Source organism: Ideonella livida (assembly GCF_010499455.1).
In the GTDB taxonomy this organism is placed as follows: Bacteria; Pseudomonadota; Gammaproteobacteria; order Burkholderiales; family Burkholderiaceae_C; genus Ideonella; species Ideonella livida.
Genome location: NZ_JAAGOH010000008.1, coordinates 109,234 through 122,810 on the forward strand (window position 1 = coordinate 109,234; position 13,577 = coordinate 122,810).

The window sequence follows — 13,577 nt, forward strand, 5'->3', positions numbered from 1 at the left end:
CGCCTTCACCGTCCACCGCCCCACCGTCTGCTCGCCCACGGCCTGCCCCACACCCCATGACCGCCTCCCTCGACATCCGCCGCGCCTACCTGGCCGAGCTGCCTGACCTGGCCCCGCTGTTCAACGCCTACCGTGCCTTCTACGACTGCCCGGTGGACGAGGCCGGCAGCCTCGAATTCCTGCGCGAGCGGCTGCTGCAAGGCCAGTGCTGGGTGTGGGTGGCCTACCGTCAGACGGCAACAAGCCGCCAGGCCCTGGGCTTCACACTGGGCTATCCCACCTTCTGCTCGCTGCAGCTGGCGCCCATCGTCGTGCTGCATGACCTGTTCACCCTGCCGGCCGCCCGCGGCACCGGCGTGGCCGGCGCCCTGATGCAAACGCTGGAACAGGAGGCCCGCCGCCGCGGCTGTGTGCGGATCGACCTGACCACCGCCCACACCAACACCGCTGCGCAGTCGCTCTACCAGGCCCAGGGCTATGCCCACGACCTGGTGTTCCGCACCTACAGCAAGGCACTGACCCCCGCGGCAGCCCCGGGCGAGGTCTCGGCATGAGCCCGTCGACTATGTCTGCCGCCACCCCCTCCATCGCCCCCACCCTGGCGCCCGTGCTGCTGATCGCCGGCCTGGCCTCCGGCCAGGGCAAGACCACCGTGGTGGCCGCGCTGGCCACCGCGCTGCGCCGCGCCGGCCACCGGGTGCGGGTGTTCAAGTCCGGCCCGGACTTCATCGACCCCATGGTGCTGGCCCGTGCCAGCGGCCAGCCGGTGTTCAACCTCGATGACCGCATGGTCGGCCTGCCCGAGTCGCGCCAGCGCGTGGCCCAGGCGGCGGCCGAGGCCGATGTGGTGCTGATCGAAGGCGTGATGGGCCTGTACGACGGCCCGCCCAGCGCCGCCGACCTGGCCCGCGGCCTGGACGTGCCGGTGGCCGTGGTCATCGATGCCGGCGCCATGGCCCAGACCTTTGGCGCCCTGGTGCATGGCTTGGCGCACTACCCCGCGGGTCGCAGCGGCGAGGCCCCGCCCCTGCGGCTGATCGGTGCCATCGCCAACCGTGTGGGCAGCGCCGGCCACGCGCAGATGCTGGCCGAAAGCCTGAACCCGCCGGCCGATCCCACGCTGGCCGAACTGACGGCGGCCGCTACTGACACGGCCCCGCGCCTGCTGGGCTGGCTGCCCAAGGCCGCCCAGGCCATCCCGGAGCGCCACCTGGGCCTGGCCAGTGACGCCACCGCCGAGATCGACGCCGCGCTGGACGCCCTGGCCGCCAGCCTGGACCCGGCCCTGCTGCAAGCTCTGCTGGACCTGCCGCGCTGGCAGCCCCCGGCCGCTGCCGCGCCGGCCCCCGCTGCGCCGCCGGCCCTGCTGGCCGGCCGCACCGTGGCCGTGGCGCGGGATGCAGCCTTCCGCTTCCTCTACCCCGCCAACCTGGAGGCCCTGCAGGCCCTGGGCGCGCAACTGGCCTTCTTCTCACCGCTGGCCGATGAGGCCATCCCGGAGGGCGCCGATGCCCTGTGGCTGCCCGGCGGCTACCCCGAGTTGTACGCCGCCGAGCTGGCGGCGGCCGCGCGCTGGACCGCCTCAGTGCAGGCCTTCGCCCAGGCTGGATACCCCATCTGGGCCGAATGCGGCGGCATGATGGCCTTGGCCGACACCCTGGTGCCCACCGAGGGCCCGCCGCATGCCATGGCCGGCCTGCTGCCCGGCCGGGCCACCCTGCAGAACCGTGTGGCCGGTCTGGGCGTGCAAACGCTGAGCCTGCCCGGCCTGCCCGCCGACACGCCCGCGCTGCGCGGCCACACCTTCCACTACGCCACGCTGGCCAGCCCCCTGGCGCCCGAGGTGCATGCCCAGCGCCTGCGCGGCGGCGAGGGCGAAGCGGTGTGGCGGCGCGCTGGCCTGCGCTGCAGCTTCTTCCACGCCTATTTCCCCTCGTCCCCGGTCGCCACGGCGGCCCTCTTCAGCCCGGAGGTCGGCGCATGAAACAGCTCATCCTGGGCGGTGCCCGCTCCGGCAAGAGCCGCTTGGCCGAGGAACAGGCCGCGCACTGGGCTGCCCAGGCACCCGGCCGTGAGGTGGTGGTGGTGGTGACCGCCCGCAGCGGCCCTGGCGACCCCAATGCCCCCCGCGACCCGGAAATGGCCGAGCGCATCGCCCAGCACCGGGCCCGCCGCCCAGCCGACTGGCAGACCGTGGAGGCCCCGGTGGCGCTGGCCACCGCACTGCGCGCCGCCGACGGCCCGCAGCGCCTGCTGCTGGTGGACTGCCTGACCCTGTGGCTCACCAACCTGCTGCTGGCCGACCTGGCCCCCGAGGTGGACCTGGACACCGTGCGCCACCTGCCGTTGGGCGACACCTTCACCCGCGAGCGCACCGCCCTGCTGGACACCCTGCCGACGCTGCAGGCCCCCGTGCTGCTGATCGGCAACGAGGTGGGTCACGGCATCGTGCCGCTGGGCGCGCTCAACCGCCAATTCGTGGATGAATCCGGCCGCCTGCACCAGGCCCTGGCCGCGCAGTGCGAGCGGGTGGATTTCGTCATGGCCGGTTGCGTGCTGGCGCTGAAGACCGCCGCGACGGGGGCCCCGTGCTGAGCCGCCGCGCACCGCGGTGGCTGGGCTTCTGCTCAGCCCTGGCCCTGTGGGGTGCGGCCATCCTGCAGCCGGCGGCAGCCGCACCGGTCACCGCGGTGGACGACGAGGGCCGCACCGTCAGCCTGGCCCAGCCCGCCCAGCGCATCATCGGCCTGGGGCCGCACACCACCGAGCTGCTGTTTGCCGCCGGGGCCGGCGACAAGGTGGTGGCCACCGTGCGTTACGGTGACTACCCCGAGGCCGCCAAGCGGCTGCCGCAGGTGGGCGATGCCCACCTGCTGGACCTGGAGCGCATCGCCGCCCTCAAGCCCGACCTGCTGGTGGTGTGGATGCATGGCAGCGCCGCCGCGCAGATCGACCGCCTGCGCGCCCTGCGCATTCCCGTCTTCTACAGCGAGCCGCGGCGCCTGGCCGATGTGGGCAGCAGCCTGCGGCGCCTGGGCGCGCTGGCGGGCACGCCGGCCGCGGCCCAGGCCGCCGCCGACCGCTACGACGCCGAACTGGCTGCCCTGCGCCAGCGCCACGCCGGTCGGCCACCGCTGCGGGTCTTCTACCAGGTGTGGCACCAGCCCCTGCTCACCGTGAACGGCCAGCACATGATCAGTGACGTCATCGGCCTGTGCGGTGGGGTCAACGTCTTCGGCCCCCAGGCCGCCCTGGTGCCGCAGATCAGCCAGGAGGCGGTACTGACCGCGCGGCCCCAGGTGCTGGTGACCAGCACGCTGGATGGCCGGCCCGACGACAGCCTGCGTGGCTGGCAGGCGCTGAAGCACTTCGAGCCCATCGCCCGGCAACGCGTGGTGCTGCTGCCGGCCGACCACATCAGCCGCCCGACGCCCCGACTGCTGCTGGGGGCCCGCCAGCTTTGCGAAGCGCTGGAAGGCTTTCGCGTCGGCATGCCCTGAAAAAAGAACCCGTCCGGGCCGTGAGGCCGGGACGGGCAACGCGTGTGTCACGACGCGAGAGGAGTCAGGAGTCAGGAGTCAGGAGTCAGGAGTCAATAGGGTCATGGAGATCCGTGCGGGGCGGAGTTCAGCCCAGCGGGACAGGCACAAACAGGGTGTCGCCCTGACGGCGTACCAGCAGCGCCACCTGCTTGGGCTTGTTCTTGAGCACGGCGCGGATGTCCTCCACCGACTTGACCGGCTTGCCGTTGATGGCAGTCACCACATCCCCGGGCTCGATGCCGGCGCGGGCGGCGGCACCGCCCACTTCGTCGACGATCAGCCCGGACTCGCCGCCCAGGGCACGCTGTTCCTCGCGGCTCAGCGGGCGCATGGACAGGCCCAGGCGCGGACCGTCCTCGGCGCCGGCGGCGCTGGCGGTTTCAGTGCGGTTGTCGGCACCGCCCAGCGTGGCCGCCACGGTCTGCTCGGCACCATCGCGCCAGACCTGCAGGCTCACCTTCTCACCCGGCGTGGCCAGGCCGATGGTGGCCGACAGGGCGCCGGCCTGCGGCACGCGCTCGCCATTGACGGCCACGATCACGTCACCGGCCTTCAGGCCCGCCTTCTCGGCGGCGCTGCCCTTGGCCACCTTGGCAATCAGCGCACCCTCGGGCCGCTTCATGCCGAAGGACTCGGCCAGCGCCTGGTTCACGTCCTGCACCATCACGCCCAGCTGGCCGTGACGGGCCTGGCCGGTGGCCACGATCTGGTCCTTGATCTTCAGCGCCACGTTGATCGGGATGGCAAAGCTCAGGCCCTGGAAGCCGCCGCTCTGGCTGTAGATCTGCGCGTTGATGCCCACCACCGCGCCGGTGCCGTCAAACAGCGGGCCGCCGGAGTTGCCGGGGTTGACCGCAGCATCGGTCTGGATGAAGGGCACCACCGTGTCCCCCGGCAGCGAGCGGCCCTTGGCGCTCACGATGCCCTGGGTGGCGGTCTGCTCCAGGCCATAGGGCGCGCCAATGGCCAGCACGGGGTCGCCCACCTCCAGGTTGCGGGTGTCGCCCAGCCGCACGGCCGGCAGGCCCTTGGCGTCGATGCGCAGCACGGCGATGTCGGTCACCGGGTCCGCGCCCAGCACCTTGGCCGCAAACTCGCGGTGGTCCTGCAGGCGGACCGTCACCTCCTTGGCGTCGCGCACCACATGGGCATTGGTCAGGATCAGGCCGTCGCTGGCGATGATGAAGCCCGAGCCCTGGCCACGGAAGGGCACCTTGGGCGCGGCGCCGCCGCGCTGGCGCTGCTGGAAGCCGGGCATGCCGCGGAAGAACTGGTAGAAGGGGTCGTTCTCGACGTCGGCTTCGCCGCCTTCGGCCTGGCGGGTGCCGGCCACCATCACGCCCACCACGGTGGGGCCGTTCTGCTTGACGATGCTCCGGTAGTCGGGCACGGCACCCGGGGGCAGCGGCGGGACCGGCGCCGGCGTGGTGGCCTGCTGCGCGGCCTGTGCCACGGCGGTGGCGGCGGCCGGGGCCTCGTCCTGGCCCCCCAGCAGGCTGAACGCGCCTGCCGAGCCCGCAGCCACCAGGGCGGTGGTGAGCCCGGCGGTCACGGCCACGGTGGCCAGGGTGTTGGACTGCTTGCTGAAGAATTTCATGGGGCCTCCTCGCTGAGGATCGGGGGTCTGATTAGTCGCTGGGCCGGCCCGCTGCACCCTGAAGGGCTGGGAAGGGCAGGCCGTGTTGCCATGACCGTCATGGTGCGCTGCGCTGGTGAGGCGACGATGAGCGCAGCGTGAAGCCAGGATTAAGCGCCGCTGCCGCCCCCCTGAATTCATGGGGGGCGGTTTACGTTTCTTCGCAGCGCAGGCATGCAAGGCCAAGACCGCAAGCGCCCACTGAGGGCATGTCCAAGAAGCTCTCTCCTGTTGACCGGGCGCCCGGCCTTGACGCCCAGACCCATCACAAATGCAGCCCACCCACCGGTCGCTTCGCGTCAGCCCGCCCGGGGGGGATGAGGCCACTTGGGGCGGCCCGGCTTTTCCGCAGGAAGCCGGCTGCGGCCCCGGCGCTGCTCGGCCTGCTGATCCTGGCCGGTTGCGCCAGCGGACCCGGGCGTGCAGACAGCCCCCCCACGGGTGGCCGCACCCTGGCCCCCGAGTCCTTGTTGTTGTTCCAGGCCGAGCACGGGCAGGACGCGCTTCAGCAAGACCGTGACCGTTATGCCTGCTACCGCTGGGCCGTGGATCAAACGGGGGTGGACCCGGGGCTGGGCAGCGTGGTGCAGACCGCCCGCCAAGCCCAGGCGGCAGCCGACGCGGCCAGCCAAGCCGCCGACCGCAGCGCCCCGCGCGACGCCACGCCGGTGGTGGTGGGCGCCGCCGCCGGTGCGGTGGTGGGGGCCATGTCGGTCGGGGGCGGTCCCGGTGGGCCGCGCATGGGCGGGCAAGCCGGTGTCATGGGTGGCCCGACCGGTCGCAGCGGCGGCTGGCACGGCGGCGTGGAAGTGAGTGGCGGCGGCGGTGGGGCCCTGGTGGTGGGCGCCCTCATCGGCGCCGTCTTCGGCATGGTGGCCAGCGAGCAAGAGGCCCGTGCCACCGAGCGCGTGCGCCGCCGTGAGGCCGAGCAGCAGCAAGCCGCCGCCGAGGCCTCGCGCCGCCCCATCGAAGACTTCCGCCGCGCGATGACCGCCTGCATGACGGGCAGGGGCTACGCCCGAGTCACCGTGGGGGCCTCCGGCCAAGGGGGCACGCCATGACGGGGCGTACCGTGTTCCTGCTGCTGTCCTTGGCCTTGGCTGCGGCTTTGCAGGCGCATCCGGCGCGCGCGCAAGCCCGGATGGACGACCCCCGCCACGGCCCCGGGCTGGGCCAGGTGGTGCGCCATCCGCCGCCCGGCGCCTTTGTCGCACCCTGGCGCGGTGTGGACTACCGGCACTTTGACGGCATCTGGTACCGCCCCGGACCGCACGGGTGGGTGGTGGTCAGCCCGCCGGTGGGCGTGTGGGTCAGTGGTCTGCCCCCGTGGGCAGTGACCGTGGTGATCGGCGGCTTCCTGTACTGGCGGGTCGACTCGGTCTACTACCGAGCCCGCGATGGCGGGTATGAGGTGGTGACATCGCCCCCAGCCGCCGGCAGCACGGTGGTGGACAGCGGCCGGATGAGCGCCGCCAGCGGCCCCTTGCCACGGCAGTTCGTCTACCCCCGCCAAGGCCAGGACGCCAGCTTGCAAGCCAGCGACAAATACGCCTGCCACCGCTGGGCCGTGGACCAAACCCACTTGGACCCCAGCGCGGCCGCTGGCGCAGCGCTGGCGCCGGAGGCCTCTGGTGTGAAGGGTGTTGCGGGAGGGACTGCGGCCACCGGTACCACCCCCGCCTCCGGCAGCGCCGGCTTGACGCTGCGCGCTGACCTTCCCAGTGCCAAATCGGGGCCGCGCGAAGACTACCTACGGGCCCTTGCTGCCTGCCTGGAAGGTCGGGGATACACCGTTCGCTGAATGTGCGCTCTTGGCCTCGGCGTTGAGACACAAATCCACCTGCTAGAGCTCAGAAGCATCACGTCTCGGACCTGATCGCGTCGAGGTCGCCTTCCACCGCAGTTCCTGCTAGACGCAGCGAAAGACACCCACAGAATCATTTAGGATGGCTTTGTCGATGCCGTTGGTGCGTCCGACCAGAGTCGAATCTTTTCAGAGGGGTTTACATGATTTTTCCTGAGCTGGTTTTTGTGGTAGAGCCAGAACAATTGCCGGTGGCTGCAAAATCCCCATTTAATATCAATGCGGAAACCTACAAACCGAACTTTGTGATCCAGGCCTCGGCAGAGGCGCCCGATAAGATTAGCGGAAGCCTATCTTCTCAATCGGCTGTGTTGAAGGAAGTGGCGAAGTCACTCTTGAAGTCATCACTCGTCCCATGGCCCGTCGGCCTCGCTGTCGCTGGCTATGAGGCATATAGTGCAATTAACGATAATCGAAAGAACACTCAGACTGAAGTGCCGTCGACAGCTCCCGAGGAGGAGAAGATTGAGGAGCAATTGCTAATTTTTCTTTGCCGCTATGCAGTCACTGTGGAAAACCTTGCCCGTTCGAATGCTCGGTTCCAACCAGGACACCCCCGGGTTGGACAAACATATAGGTTGCACCCATTGGCAAACTTGTTGGCGCGTGGTGATAAGGGGCCACTTTACATTCCTGACAATAGCTTTGATGAGATCTTGCTCGAGGAGCGCGAGGCGGAGTTGTTACGTTTGCTTGTCAGTCTTGGTGCGCGGAAGATTACGGTCTCAGAGCGCCTAACACAGAATTCGGACATCACCACTACGGTCCAAGCTGAAGTGTCAAATGGAAAACTAGGTGAGGCTGGAATGGACTTCCGCTCGCAGGGCAAGGGCCGCAACGGAGAGTTCAAGTCCCGGGTGTTCGAACTGGAGGGGCGGCCCCTGAAGTACGGCCAACGGATCCAGCGAGAGAAATTCGCATGGCTGGAATTCGAGCCGAGTTGGTCTTCCTTAGTGTTTGCTCGCGAGGAGGGTGGCTGCCTGCGAGCAACCATCGAATTGAAGCAGGAGACTGACTACTCTAACGAAAGGCAAATCGCTGCACGTCTTAAAGCTGCAGCTTATGTCCAAGCATCGACTAAGGCCGCCAAGGCACGGCGTGAGATGGAAGATCGGTCACATTTTTTTGATGTGGAGTTCTGTCCGATGCAATCAGAGTCTTGAACAATCGACTGACCGAGGGCTCGTTTGGTTGCCTGCAATAGCTTATGAAATCAGGGTTGTAAGCTGCATGGTCGTCGTTTTCATGTTTCTTCCGGAACGGTGAACAAATGGGTTTGTAAAGTGTGGGAAATTCTGCAGTGATTTCAAATACTATTGCGTAGCGTCAGACTTAAAGAACTCAGTCCCACAATATTCGCATGGCCTGTCCAAAGGCTTGCACCCGCCTCTCAGCCTGAGCCGATTCACCGGCATACCGCCCCAAGCGCCAACAGCCGGCCACCATCACACCGGCCCAGGGGCGGGTGGGGCCGGAGAAGACCAGGCCGTCCAGCCAATGGCCGGGCGGCAGGCCGGCCAGGGTGGGGTCGTCTTCGTCCACCAGCAGCAGGTCGGCGCGGGCGCCGGCTTGCAGGCCCCAGGTGGTGTGGCCGGCGGCTTGGGCTCCGCCATGTTGCACGCGCTGGAACAGGTGGCCGGCGGTGCTGCCGGGGGCCAGGCCGGTGTCGTGGGTGGGTTGGGCGCCCGCTGATGCAGCGTCGCCCAAGGCGGGTGCGGCGTCGCCCCGGGCTGATGTGGCGCCGTTCCACGGCGGGTTGGCCCCCAGGTTGCGCTGGCGCAGGCCCAGGCGCTGGCCGTATTCGAGCCAACGCAGTTCTTCGCGCCAGTCGCGCAGCACCTGGCTGTCAGAGCCCAGGGTGAGGGGCACGCCGGCGGCGAGCCAGCCGGGCAGGTCGGTGAGGCCGTCGCCCAGGTTGGCCTCGGTGCCGGGGCAGAGGACCACGCCGGCGCCGCTGGCGGCCACGGCGGCAATCTCTGCCTGGTTCACATGGGTGGCGTGCACCAGCAGCCAGCGGGCATCCAGCAGGCCTTGGGCGGCCAGCCACTGCACGGGGCGCTGGCCGGTGGCCTGCAGGCAGTCGTCCACCTCGGCGGTTTGTTCGGCCACATGGATGTGGACCGGGCCGCTGGCCTGGGCGGCCAGTTCGCGCAGGGCGTGCAGGCTCTGCGGCGCCGCGGCGCGCAGTGAATGCACGGCCCAGCCGGCGGTGAGCAGCGGCCGGGCTTGCTGGCGGGCTTGGGCGTCGATGCGGGTCCAGGCGCGGCCCACGGCAGCGGCGTCGCGGGCAAAACCTTGCTGGTCAGGCCGCAAGCTGGGCTGAAAAAAGCCGGCGCGCTGGTAGAGCACGGGCAGCAGGGTCAGGCCGATGCCGACCTGGGCGGCGGCGTCGATCAGCGCTTGGTCCATGGCGGCGCTGGCGGCCTCGCGGGTGTCAGCGTCTGGCGGCTCGGCGCCCGGGGGCTGCGGCGGATGGGCCAGGTAGTGGAACTCGCAGACCTGGGTGTAGCCACCGGCCAGCAGTTCGGCGTAGCACTGGGCGGCCACGGTGCGCAGGGCGTCGGGGCCGAGTTGGCCGGCCACGCGGTACATGCGGTCGCGCCAGCCCCAGAAGCTGTCGCCGGGCTGGCCGCTGCGCTCGGCCAGGCCGGCAAAGGCGCGCTGGAAGGCGTGGCTGTGGGCGTTCACCAGCCCGGGCAGCACGGCGCCGGGCAGGCGCTGCGCCTGCGGCGGGCAGGCTTGGCCGGGGCGCACGTCCAGCCACTGGCCCTCGGGGCTGGCGCGCAACAGCACATCGGTGTGCCAGCCGCCGTGCGGCCAGGGGCCAGGCAGCCAGGCGCGGGGGGCCCACAGCAGGGTGTCGGGAGCGGACATGGCGAGTCTTTGTCTGGGTGGGTCTCAAGTGGCAGGACGCCACTGAGTCAGCGCGGTGAGCAAGGCGCGCAGCACGGGCTGCAGGCGGGCCACGCGGGTGGCGTCCAGCACCGGGGGCAGGGGCGCGTCTTCGTCCAAGTAGGTGGCAAAGGCCATTTCCAGCTGCACGGCGTGGCGGCCCTGGGCGGGGCGGCCGTGGTGGCGGGTGATGTGGCCGCCCTTGAAGCGGCCGTCCACCACCTGGCTGAAGTGGCTCTGCCCGGCCAGCACGGCGGCGAGTTGGGCGCGCAGGGCGGGGTCGCAACTGGCGCCGCTGGCGGTGCCCAGGTTCAGGTCGGGCAGGCGGCCGTCAAACAGCCAGGGCAGGCGCGAGCGGATGCTGTGGCCGTCAAACAGCACGGCGTGGCCGTGTTGGGCTTGCAGGCGGCTGAGTTCAGCCTCCAGCGCCTGGTGGTAGGGCCGCCAGAACTGCTCGCGGCGTTGGGCGATTTCGGCCTCATCGGGCTCGGTGCCGGGGGCGTAGAGGGGGCGGCCCTCAAAGTCTTGCAGCGGGCACAGGCCGGTGTTGTTGGCGCCGGGGTACATGGGCGCGTTGTCGGGCGGGCGGTTCAGGTCCACCACATAGCGGCTGTAGCGCGGCACCAGCAGGCCGGCGCCCAGCTCGGTGTGGGCAAAGGCGTACAGCTCGGCCAGGTGCCAGTCGGTGTCAGGCACGGCCAGGGCGTGCGGCGCCAAGCGGGCGGCCAAGGCGGGGGGCAGCGCGGTGCCGCAGTGCGGCAGGCTGACCAGCAGCGGCGTGCGGCCGGGCAGCAGGGTGAAGGTGTCGGTGGACAGGGGCGTCATGAGGGGCGAATCCCAAAAAGGCGGTGGCGGTGGTGAGGGCGGCTTCACAGCGCCACCGGCTGGCCGGCCTGCACTAGGCGGCGCAGTGGGCGGTGGCCAAAGCGGCTGGCCAGTTCGCGGGGGTGGTCCACGTCCCACAGGGCCAGGTCGGCCTGCAGGCCGGGGGCGAGTTGGCCCAGGCGCTGCTGCAGGCCCAGGGCGCGGGCGGCGTGCTGGGTGTGGCCGCGCAGCGCTTCTTCGGGCGTGAGGCCGAACAGGGTGCAGGCCATGTTCATCATCAGCAGGGGCGAGAGCGTGGGCGAGCTGCCGGGGTTGTGGTCGGTGGCCAGGGCCAGGGGCACGCCGGCGGCGCGCAGCGCGGCCACCGGGGGGCAGTGGGTGTCGCGCAGGTGGTAGTAGGCGCCGGGCAGCAGCACAGCCACGGTGCCGGCCGCCGCCATGGCCTGGATGCCGGCGGCGTCCAGGTGCTCCAGGTGGTCGGCGCTGAGGGCGCCGTGGCGGGCGGCCAGCGCGGCACCGCCTTGCAGGCTGAGTTGCTCGGCATGCAGCTTGACGGGCAGGCCCAGGGCGCGGGCGGCGGTGAACAGGCGGTTGATCTGCGCGGGGCTGAAGGCGATGGATTCGCAGAAGCCGTCCACCGCGTCCACCAGGCCTTCAGCCACCCAGGCGGGCAGCCACTGGAGGATGGCGTCGAGGTAGTCGTCGGGCCGGCCTTGGAATTCAGGCGGCACGGCGTGGGCGGCCAGGGCGGTGGTGCGCACGGTGAGCGGCAGCGCCTGGCCCAAGCCACGGGCCACACGCAAGCAGCGGGCTTCATGCTCGGCGCTCAGGCCGTAGCCGCTCTTGACTTCCAGCGTGGTCACGCCTTCGGCGATCAAGGCGCGGGCCCGGGCGGTGGCCAGGCGCAGCAGGGTGGCGTCGTCTGCCGCGCGGGTGGCGGCCACGGTGCTGCGGATGCCACCGCCGGCGCGGGCAATTTGCTCGTAGCTGGCGCCTTGCTGGCGCAGCTCGAACTCGGCGGTTCGGTCGCCGGCGTAGACGAGGTGGGTGTGCGGGTCCACCAAACCGGGGGTGAGCACGCCGCCGCCCAGGTCGGTTTCTTCGTCCACGGCCAGGCCGGCCGGCAAGTCTGCCGCCGGGCCAACCCAGGTGATGCGGGGGCCTTGCGCCAGCACGGCGCCGTGGGGCAGCCAGCCCCACGGGGTGGGGCCATCGTCCAGCGTGGCCAGGTGGGCGCCACGCCAGAGGCGGCGGGGGCCGGGGGACGGGTCAGCATGAGGGCCGGGTGGGGCGGCGTGGGGCATGGCGGCGAGCGGTGGCAAAGCGGGGTGAGCGGGCTGAGGCGACAGGCTGTCAGCCGATGGCGTGCAGCCACCAGCCGGCGGGGCTGGGGGTGGCGGCATCAGCGGGGCCGTCTTCCCACAGCGTCCAGGCGCGGGGGTCGGCGTCGGTCCACAGCAGGGTCCAGGCGGGCAGCCCTTGCGGTGGGGCGTCTGCGCCCGTGGCCACCCGCACGGCGCGGCGGTTGAGCAGGCCACGCCACACGCTGCCGCTGGGCGGCGCCCAGGGCACGCCGGGGGTGGCGGGGTGCAGGCCGCCCAAGGGGGCGGGGGCCAGCCCGTGGGCGGGGGCGCCGGCCAGCATCAGGTTCAGGTCCAGGCTGGGGGTGGTGGGGCTGCCGCCTTCCAGACTGGCCTCGGGGGGATTACCGCCATCAAAGCGGCAGGCGGGGCTGTGGGCGGCTACGCGCACGCTGTGCTGCGGCCAGTGCAGGGTCACGGCCGGGCCGTCCAGCAGGGCGAAGTGGCGCTCCACCCCGGCAAAGGCCGAGAAGGGGCCGCCCTGGTGCACCTCGGCCACGCTGACGCGCAGGCGCCAGGGCAGCGGCGCTGCACCGGGTTCAAGCAGGGGCCAGGTGAGCAGCTCGCGGGTGAGGCCGCCGCCGTTGCGCCAGGGCTGGCGCGGCACCTCGGCCAGGGCCACGTGGTGCAGGGGCCAAGCGGGGGCACTCATGGCGTGAACTGCCCTTCCAGCTGGTAGCGGCCGCCGGGGTGCAGCAGCCGGGCCACGGTGATGGCGGCTTGGCGCGACCAGGTGCGGCGCTGCACCACCAGGCAGGCGGCGCCGGGGGCGATGGCCAGGGCGTCGGCTTCGTCGGCGCTGGCGTTGGCGGCTTCAATGGCATAGGCCGCACGCCACAGCGCGGTGTGCTGAAACAGGTAGTGGGTGGGCGTGAGGCGGCTGAAGTCTTGCGCCAGGTAGCCGGGCGCCTCGGCCGGGTTCACATGGCGGTCTTCCAGTTGCAGGGGCACGCCGGCCTCCAGGTGCACCAGCCGGGTGTGGAACACCGGCGTGCCCACCGGCAGCTCCAGCGCCTGGGCCACGGCGGCGCTGGCGGGCTCTTCACGCTGCAGCAGCACGCGGGTGGTGTGGGCGTGGCCCCGGGCGGCAATCTCTTCGTGCAAATCACGCAGCGTGAGCGTGGCCGACACCTTGTGCAGTTGTGCGGCAAAGGTGCCCACGCCCTGCACACGCTCCACCAGGCCGTCGGCCTGCAGCTCTTTGAGGGCGCGGTTGACCGTCATGCGGCTCACGCCGAACTGGGCCACCAGCTCGGCCTCGGAGGGCATGAGCACGCCGGGCGGCCAGTCACCGGCGGCCAGCCGGTTTTTCAGGTGCTGCTTGACCTGGGCGTAGGGGGCGCGGGGCCCTGCCGGGGGGCTGGGCAGGGCGGCGTCGGGGCGAGGGGAGCGTGTGGCCATGGGGCCGCATGCTACTTGTCTGCACCTGTCTAGACAAGTGGATTGATTTGCGCCTA

13 protein-coding genes are annotated in these 13,577 nt (G+C 71.0%); 7 read left to right on the top strand and 6 right to left on the bottom strand.

Features of this window, described 5'->3' with window-relative positions:
* Nucleotides 1-56 precede the first annotated feature (56 nt).
* Genes G3A44_RS08945 through G3A44_RS08960 form a run of 4 tightly spaced genes read left to right on the top strand, consistent with a single transcriptional unit; the run spans nucleotide 57 to nucleotide 3,500 of the window.
* Nucleotides 57-554 (top strand): GNAT family N-acetyltransferase, encoded by a 498-nt coding sequence (locus G3A44_RS08945; protein WP_163457167.1) that lies wholly within the window; start codon nucleotides 57-59, stop codon nucleotides 552-554.
* Nucleotides 551-1,984, top strand: coding sequence for a cobyrinic acid a,c-diamide synthase CobB (locus G3A44_RS08950; protein ID WP_239061768.1), 1,434 nt, complete (start codon nucleotides 551-553; stop codon nucleotides 1,982-1,984). Before G3A44_RS08945 ends, G3A44_RS08950 begins: the two co-directional genes overlap by 4 nt.
* The gene (gene cobU, locus G3A44_RS08955; RefSeq protein ID WP_163457168.1) at nucleotides 1,981-2,595 is read left to right on the top strand and encodes a bifunctional adenosylcobinamide kinase/adenosylcobinamide-phosphate guanylyltransferase; all 615 of its coding nucleotides are present in this window, start codon (nucleotides 1,981-1,983) and stop codon (nucleotides 2,593-2,595) included. Before G3A44_RS08950 ends, cobU begins: the two co-directional genes overlap by 4 nt.
* Nucleotides 2,589-3,500, top strand: coding sequence for a cobalamin-binding protein (locus G3A44_RS08960; RefSeq protein WP_310734348.1), 912 nt, complete (start codon nucleotides 2,589-2,591; stop codon nucleotides 3,498-3,500). The genes cobU and G3A44_RS08960 overlap by 7 nt, the downstream gene beginning before the upstream one ends.
* Nucleotides 3,501-3,627: 127 nt before the next feature.
* On the opposite strand, the gene G3A44_RS08965 is transcribed toward G3A44_RS08960, so the two are convergent.
* On the bottom strand, nucleotides 3,628-5,139 hold the full coding sequence (locus G3A44_RS08965) for a Do family serine endopeptidase (RefSeq protein ID WP_163457169.1): 1,512 nt from the start codon (nucleotides 5,137-5,139) through the stop codon (nucleotides 3,628-3,630).
* A 506-nt stretch (nucleotides 5,140-5,645) separates the two neighbouring features.
* On the opposite strand from G3A44_RS08965, the gene G3A44_RS08970 reads away from it, so the two are divergent.
* From G3A44_RS08970 to G3A44_RS08980, 3 genes are all read left to right on the top strand, one after another.
* Nucleotides 5,646-6,239 (top strand): hypothetical protein, encoded by a 594-nt coding sequence (locus G3A44_RS08970; protein ID WP_163457170.1) that lies wholly within the window; start codon nucleotides 5,646-5,648, stop codon nucleotides 6,237-6,239.
* Nucleotides 6,236-6,979: a DUF6515 family protein gene (locus G3A44_RS08975; RefSeq protein WP_163457171.1), complete on the top strand. Its 744-nt coding sequence runs from the start codon at nucleotides 6,236-6,238 to the stop codon at nucleotides 6,977-6,979. Before G3A44_RS08970 ends, G3A44_RS08975 begins: the two co-directional genes overlap by 4 nt.
* A 206-nt stretch (nucleotides 6,980-7,185) precedes the next feature.
* Nucleotides 7,186-8,205, top strand: a complete 1,020-nt coding sequence (locus G3A44_RS08980) for a hypothetical protein (RefSeq protein ID WP_163457172.1) — start codon at nucleotides 7,186-7,188, stop codon at nucleotides 8,203-8,205.
* 178 nt (nucleotides 8,206-8,383) lie between these two features.
* On the opposite strand, the gene G3A44_RS08985 is transcribed toward G3A44_RS08980, so the two are convergent.
* Genes G3A44_RS08985 through hutC form a run of 5 tightly spaced genes read right to left on the bottom strand, consistent with a single transcriptional unit; the run spans nucleotide 8,384 to nucleotide 13,521 of the window.
* A complete protein-coding gene (locus G3A44_RS08985; protein ID WP_163457173.1) occupies nucleotides 8,384-9,916 on the bottom strand; it encodes a formimidoylglutamate deiminase in 1,533 nt (510 codons plus the stop codon).
* A 24-nt stretch (nucleotides 9,917-9,940) separates the two neighbouring features.
* Nucleotides 9,941-10,759 carry an N-formylglutamate deformylase gene (hutG, locus tag G3A44_RS08990; RefSeq protein WP_163457174.1) on the bottom strand — a complete coding sequence of 273 codons (819 nt, stop codon included), beginning with the start codon at nucleotides 10,757-10,759 and terminating at the stop codon, nucleotides 9,941-9,943.
* Between the two features lie 44 nt (nucleotides 10,760-10,803).
* Complete coding sequence (hutI, locus tag G3A44_RS08995) at nucleotides 10,804-12,063, bottom strand: imidazolonepropionase (protein WP_163457175.1); 1,260 nt, start codon at nucleotides 12,061-12,063, stop codon at nucleotides 10,804-10,806.
* Between the two features lie 49 nt (nucleotides 12,064-12,112).
* Complete coding sequence (locus G3A44_RS09000; RefSeq protein ID WP_163457176.1) at nucleotides 12,113-12,772, bottom strand: HutD/Ves family protein; 660 nt, start codon at nucleotides 12,770-12,772, stop codon at nucleotides 12,113-12,115.
* The gene (hutC, locus tag G3A44_RS09005) at nucleotides 12,769-13,521 is read right to left on the bottom strand and encodes a histidine utilization transcriptional repressor HutC (RefSeq protein WP_163457177.1); all 753 of its coding nucleotides are present in this window, start codon (nucleotides 13,519-13,521) and stop codon (nucleotides 12,769-12,771) included. The genes G3A44_RS09000 and hutC overlap by 4 nt, the downstream gene beginning before the upstream one ends.
* Nucleotides 13,522-13,577 lie beyond the last annotated feature (56 nt).

Coding starts and splice junctions, on each gene's coding strand:
- G3A44_RS08975 (WP_163457171.1), top strand. CDS start 6,236: ATGACGGGGCGTACCGTGTTCCTGCTGCTGTCCTTGGCCTTGGCTGCG.
- hutG (WP_163457174.1), bottom strand. CDS start 10,759: ATGACGCCCCTGTCCACCGACACCTTCACCCTGCTGCCCGGCCGCACG.
- hutI (WP_163457175.1), bottom strand. CDS start 12,063: ATGCCCCACGCCGCCCCACCCGGCCCTCATGCTGACCCGTCCCCCGGC.
- G3A44_RS08985 (WP_163457173.1), bottom strand. CDS start 9,916: ATGTCCGCTCCCGACACCCTGCTGTGGGCCCCCCGCGCCTGGCTGCCT.
- G3A44_RS08980 (WP_163457172.1), top strand. CDS start 7,186: ATGATTTTTCCTGAGCTGGTTTTTGTGGTAGAGCCAGAACAATTGCCG.
- G3A44_RS08965 (WP_163457169.1), bottom strand. CDS start 5,139: ATGAAATTCTTCAGCAAGCAGTCCAACACCCTGGCCACCGTGGCCGTG.
- G3A44_RS08945 (WP_163457167.1), top strand. CDS start 57: ATGACCGCCTCCCTCGACATCCGCCGCGCCTACCTGGCCGAGCTGCCT.
- G3A44_RS09000 (WP_163457176.1), bottom strand. CDS start 12,772: ATGAGTGCCCCCGCTTGGCCCCTGCACCACGTGGCCCTGGCCGAGGTG.
- G3A44_RS08950 (WP_239061768.1), top strand. CDS start 551: ATGAGCCCGTCGACTATGTCTGCCGCCACCCCCTCCATCGCCCCCACC.
- cobU (WP_163457168.1), top strand. CDS start 1,981: ATGAAACAGCTCATCCTGGGCGGTGCCCGCTCCGGCAAGAGCCGCTTG.
- hutC (WP_163457177.1), bottom strand. CDS start 13,521: ATGGCCACACGCTCCCCTCGCCCCGACGCCGCCCTGCCCAGCCCCCCG.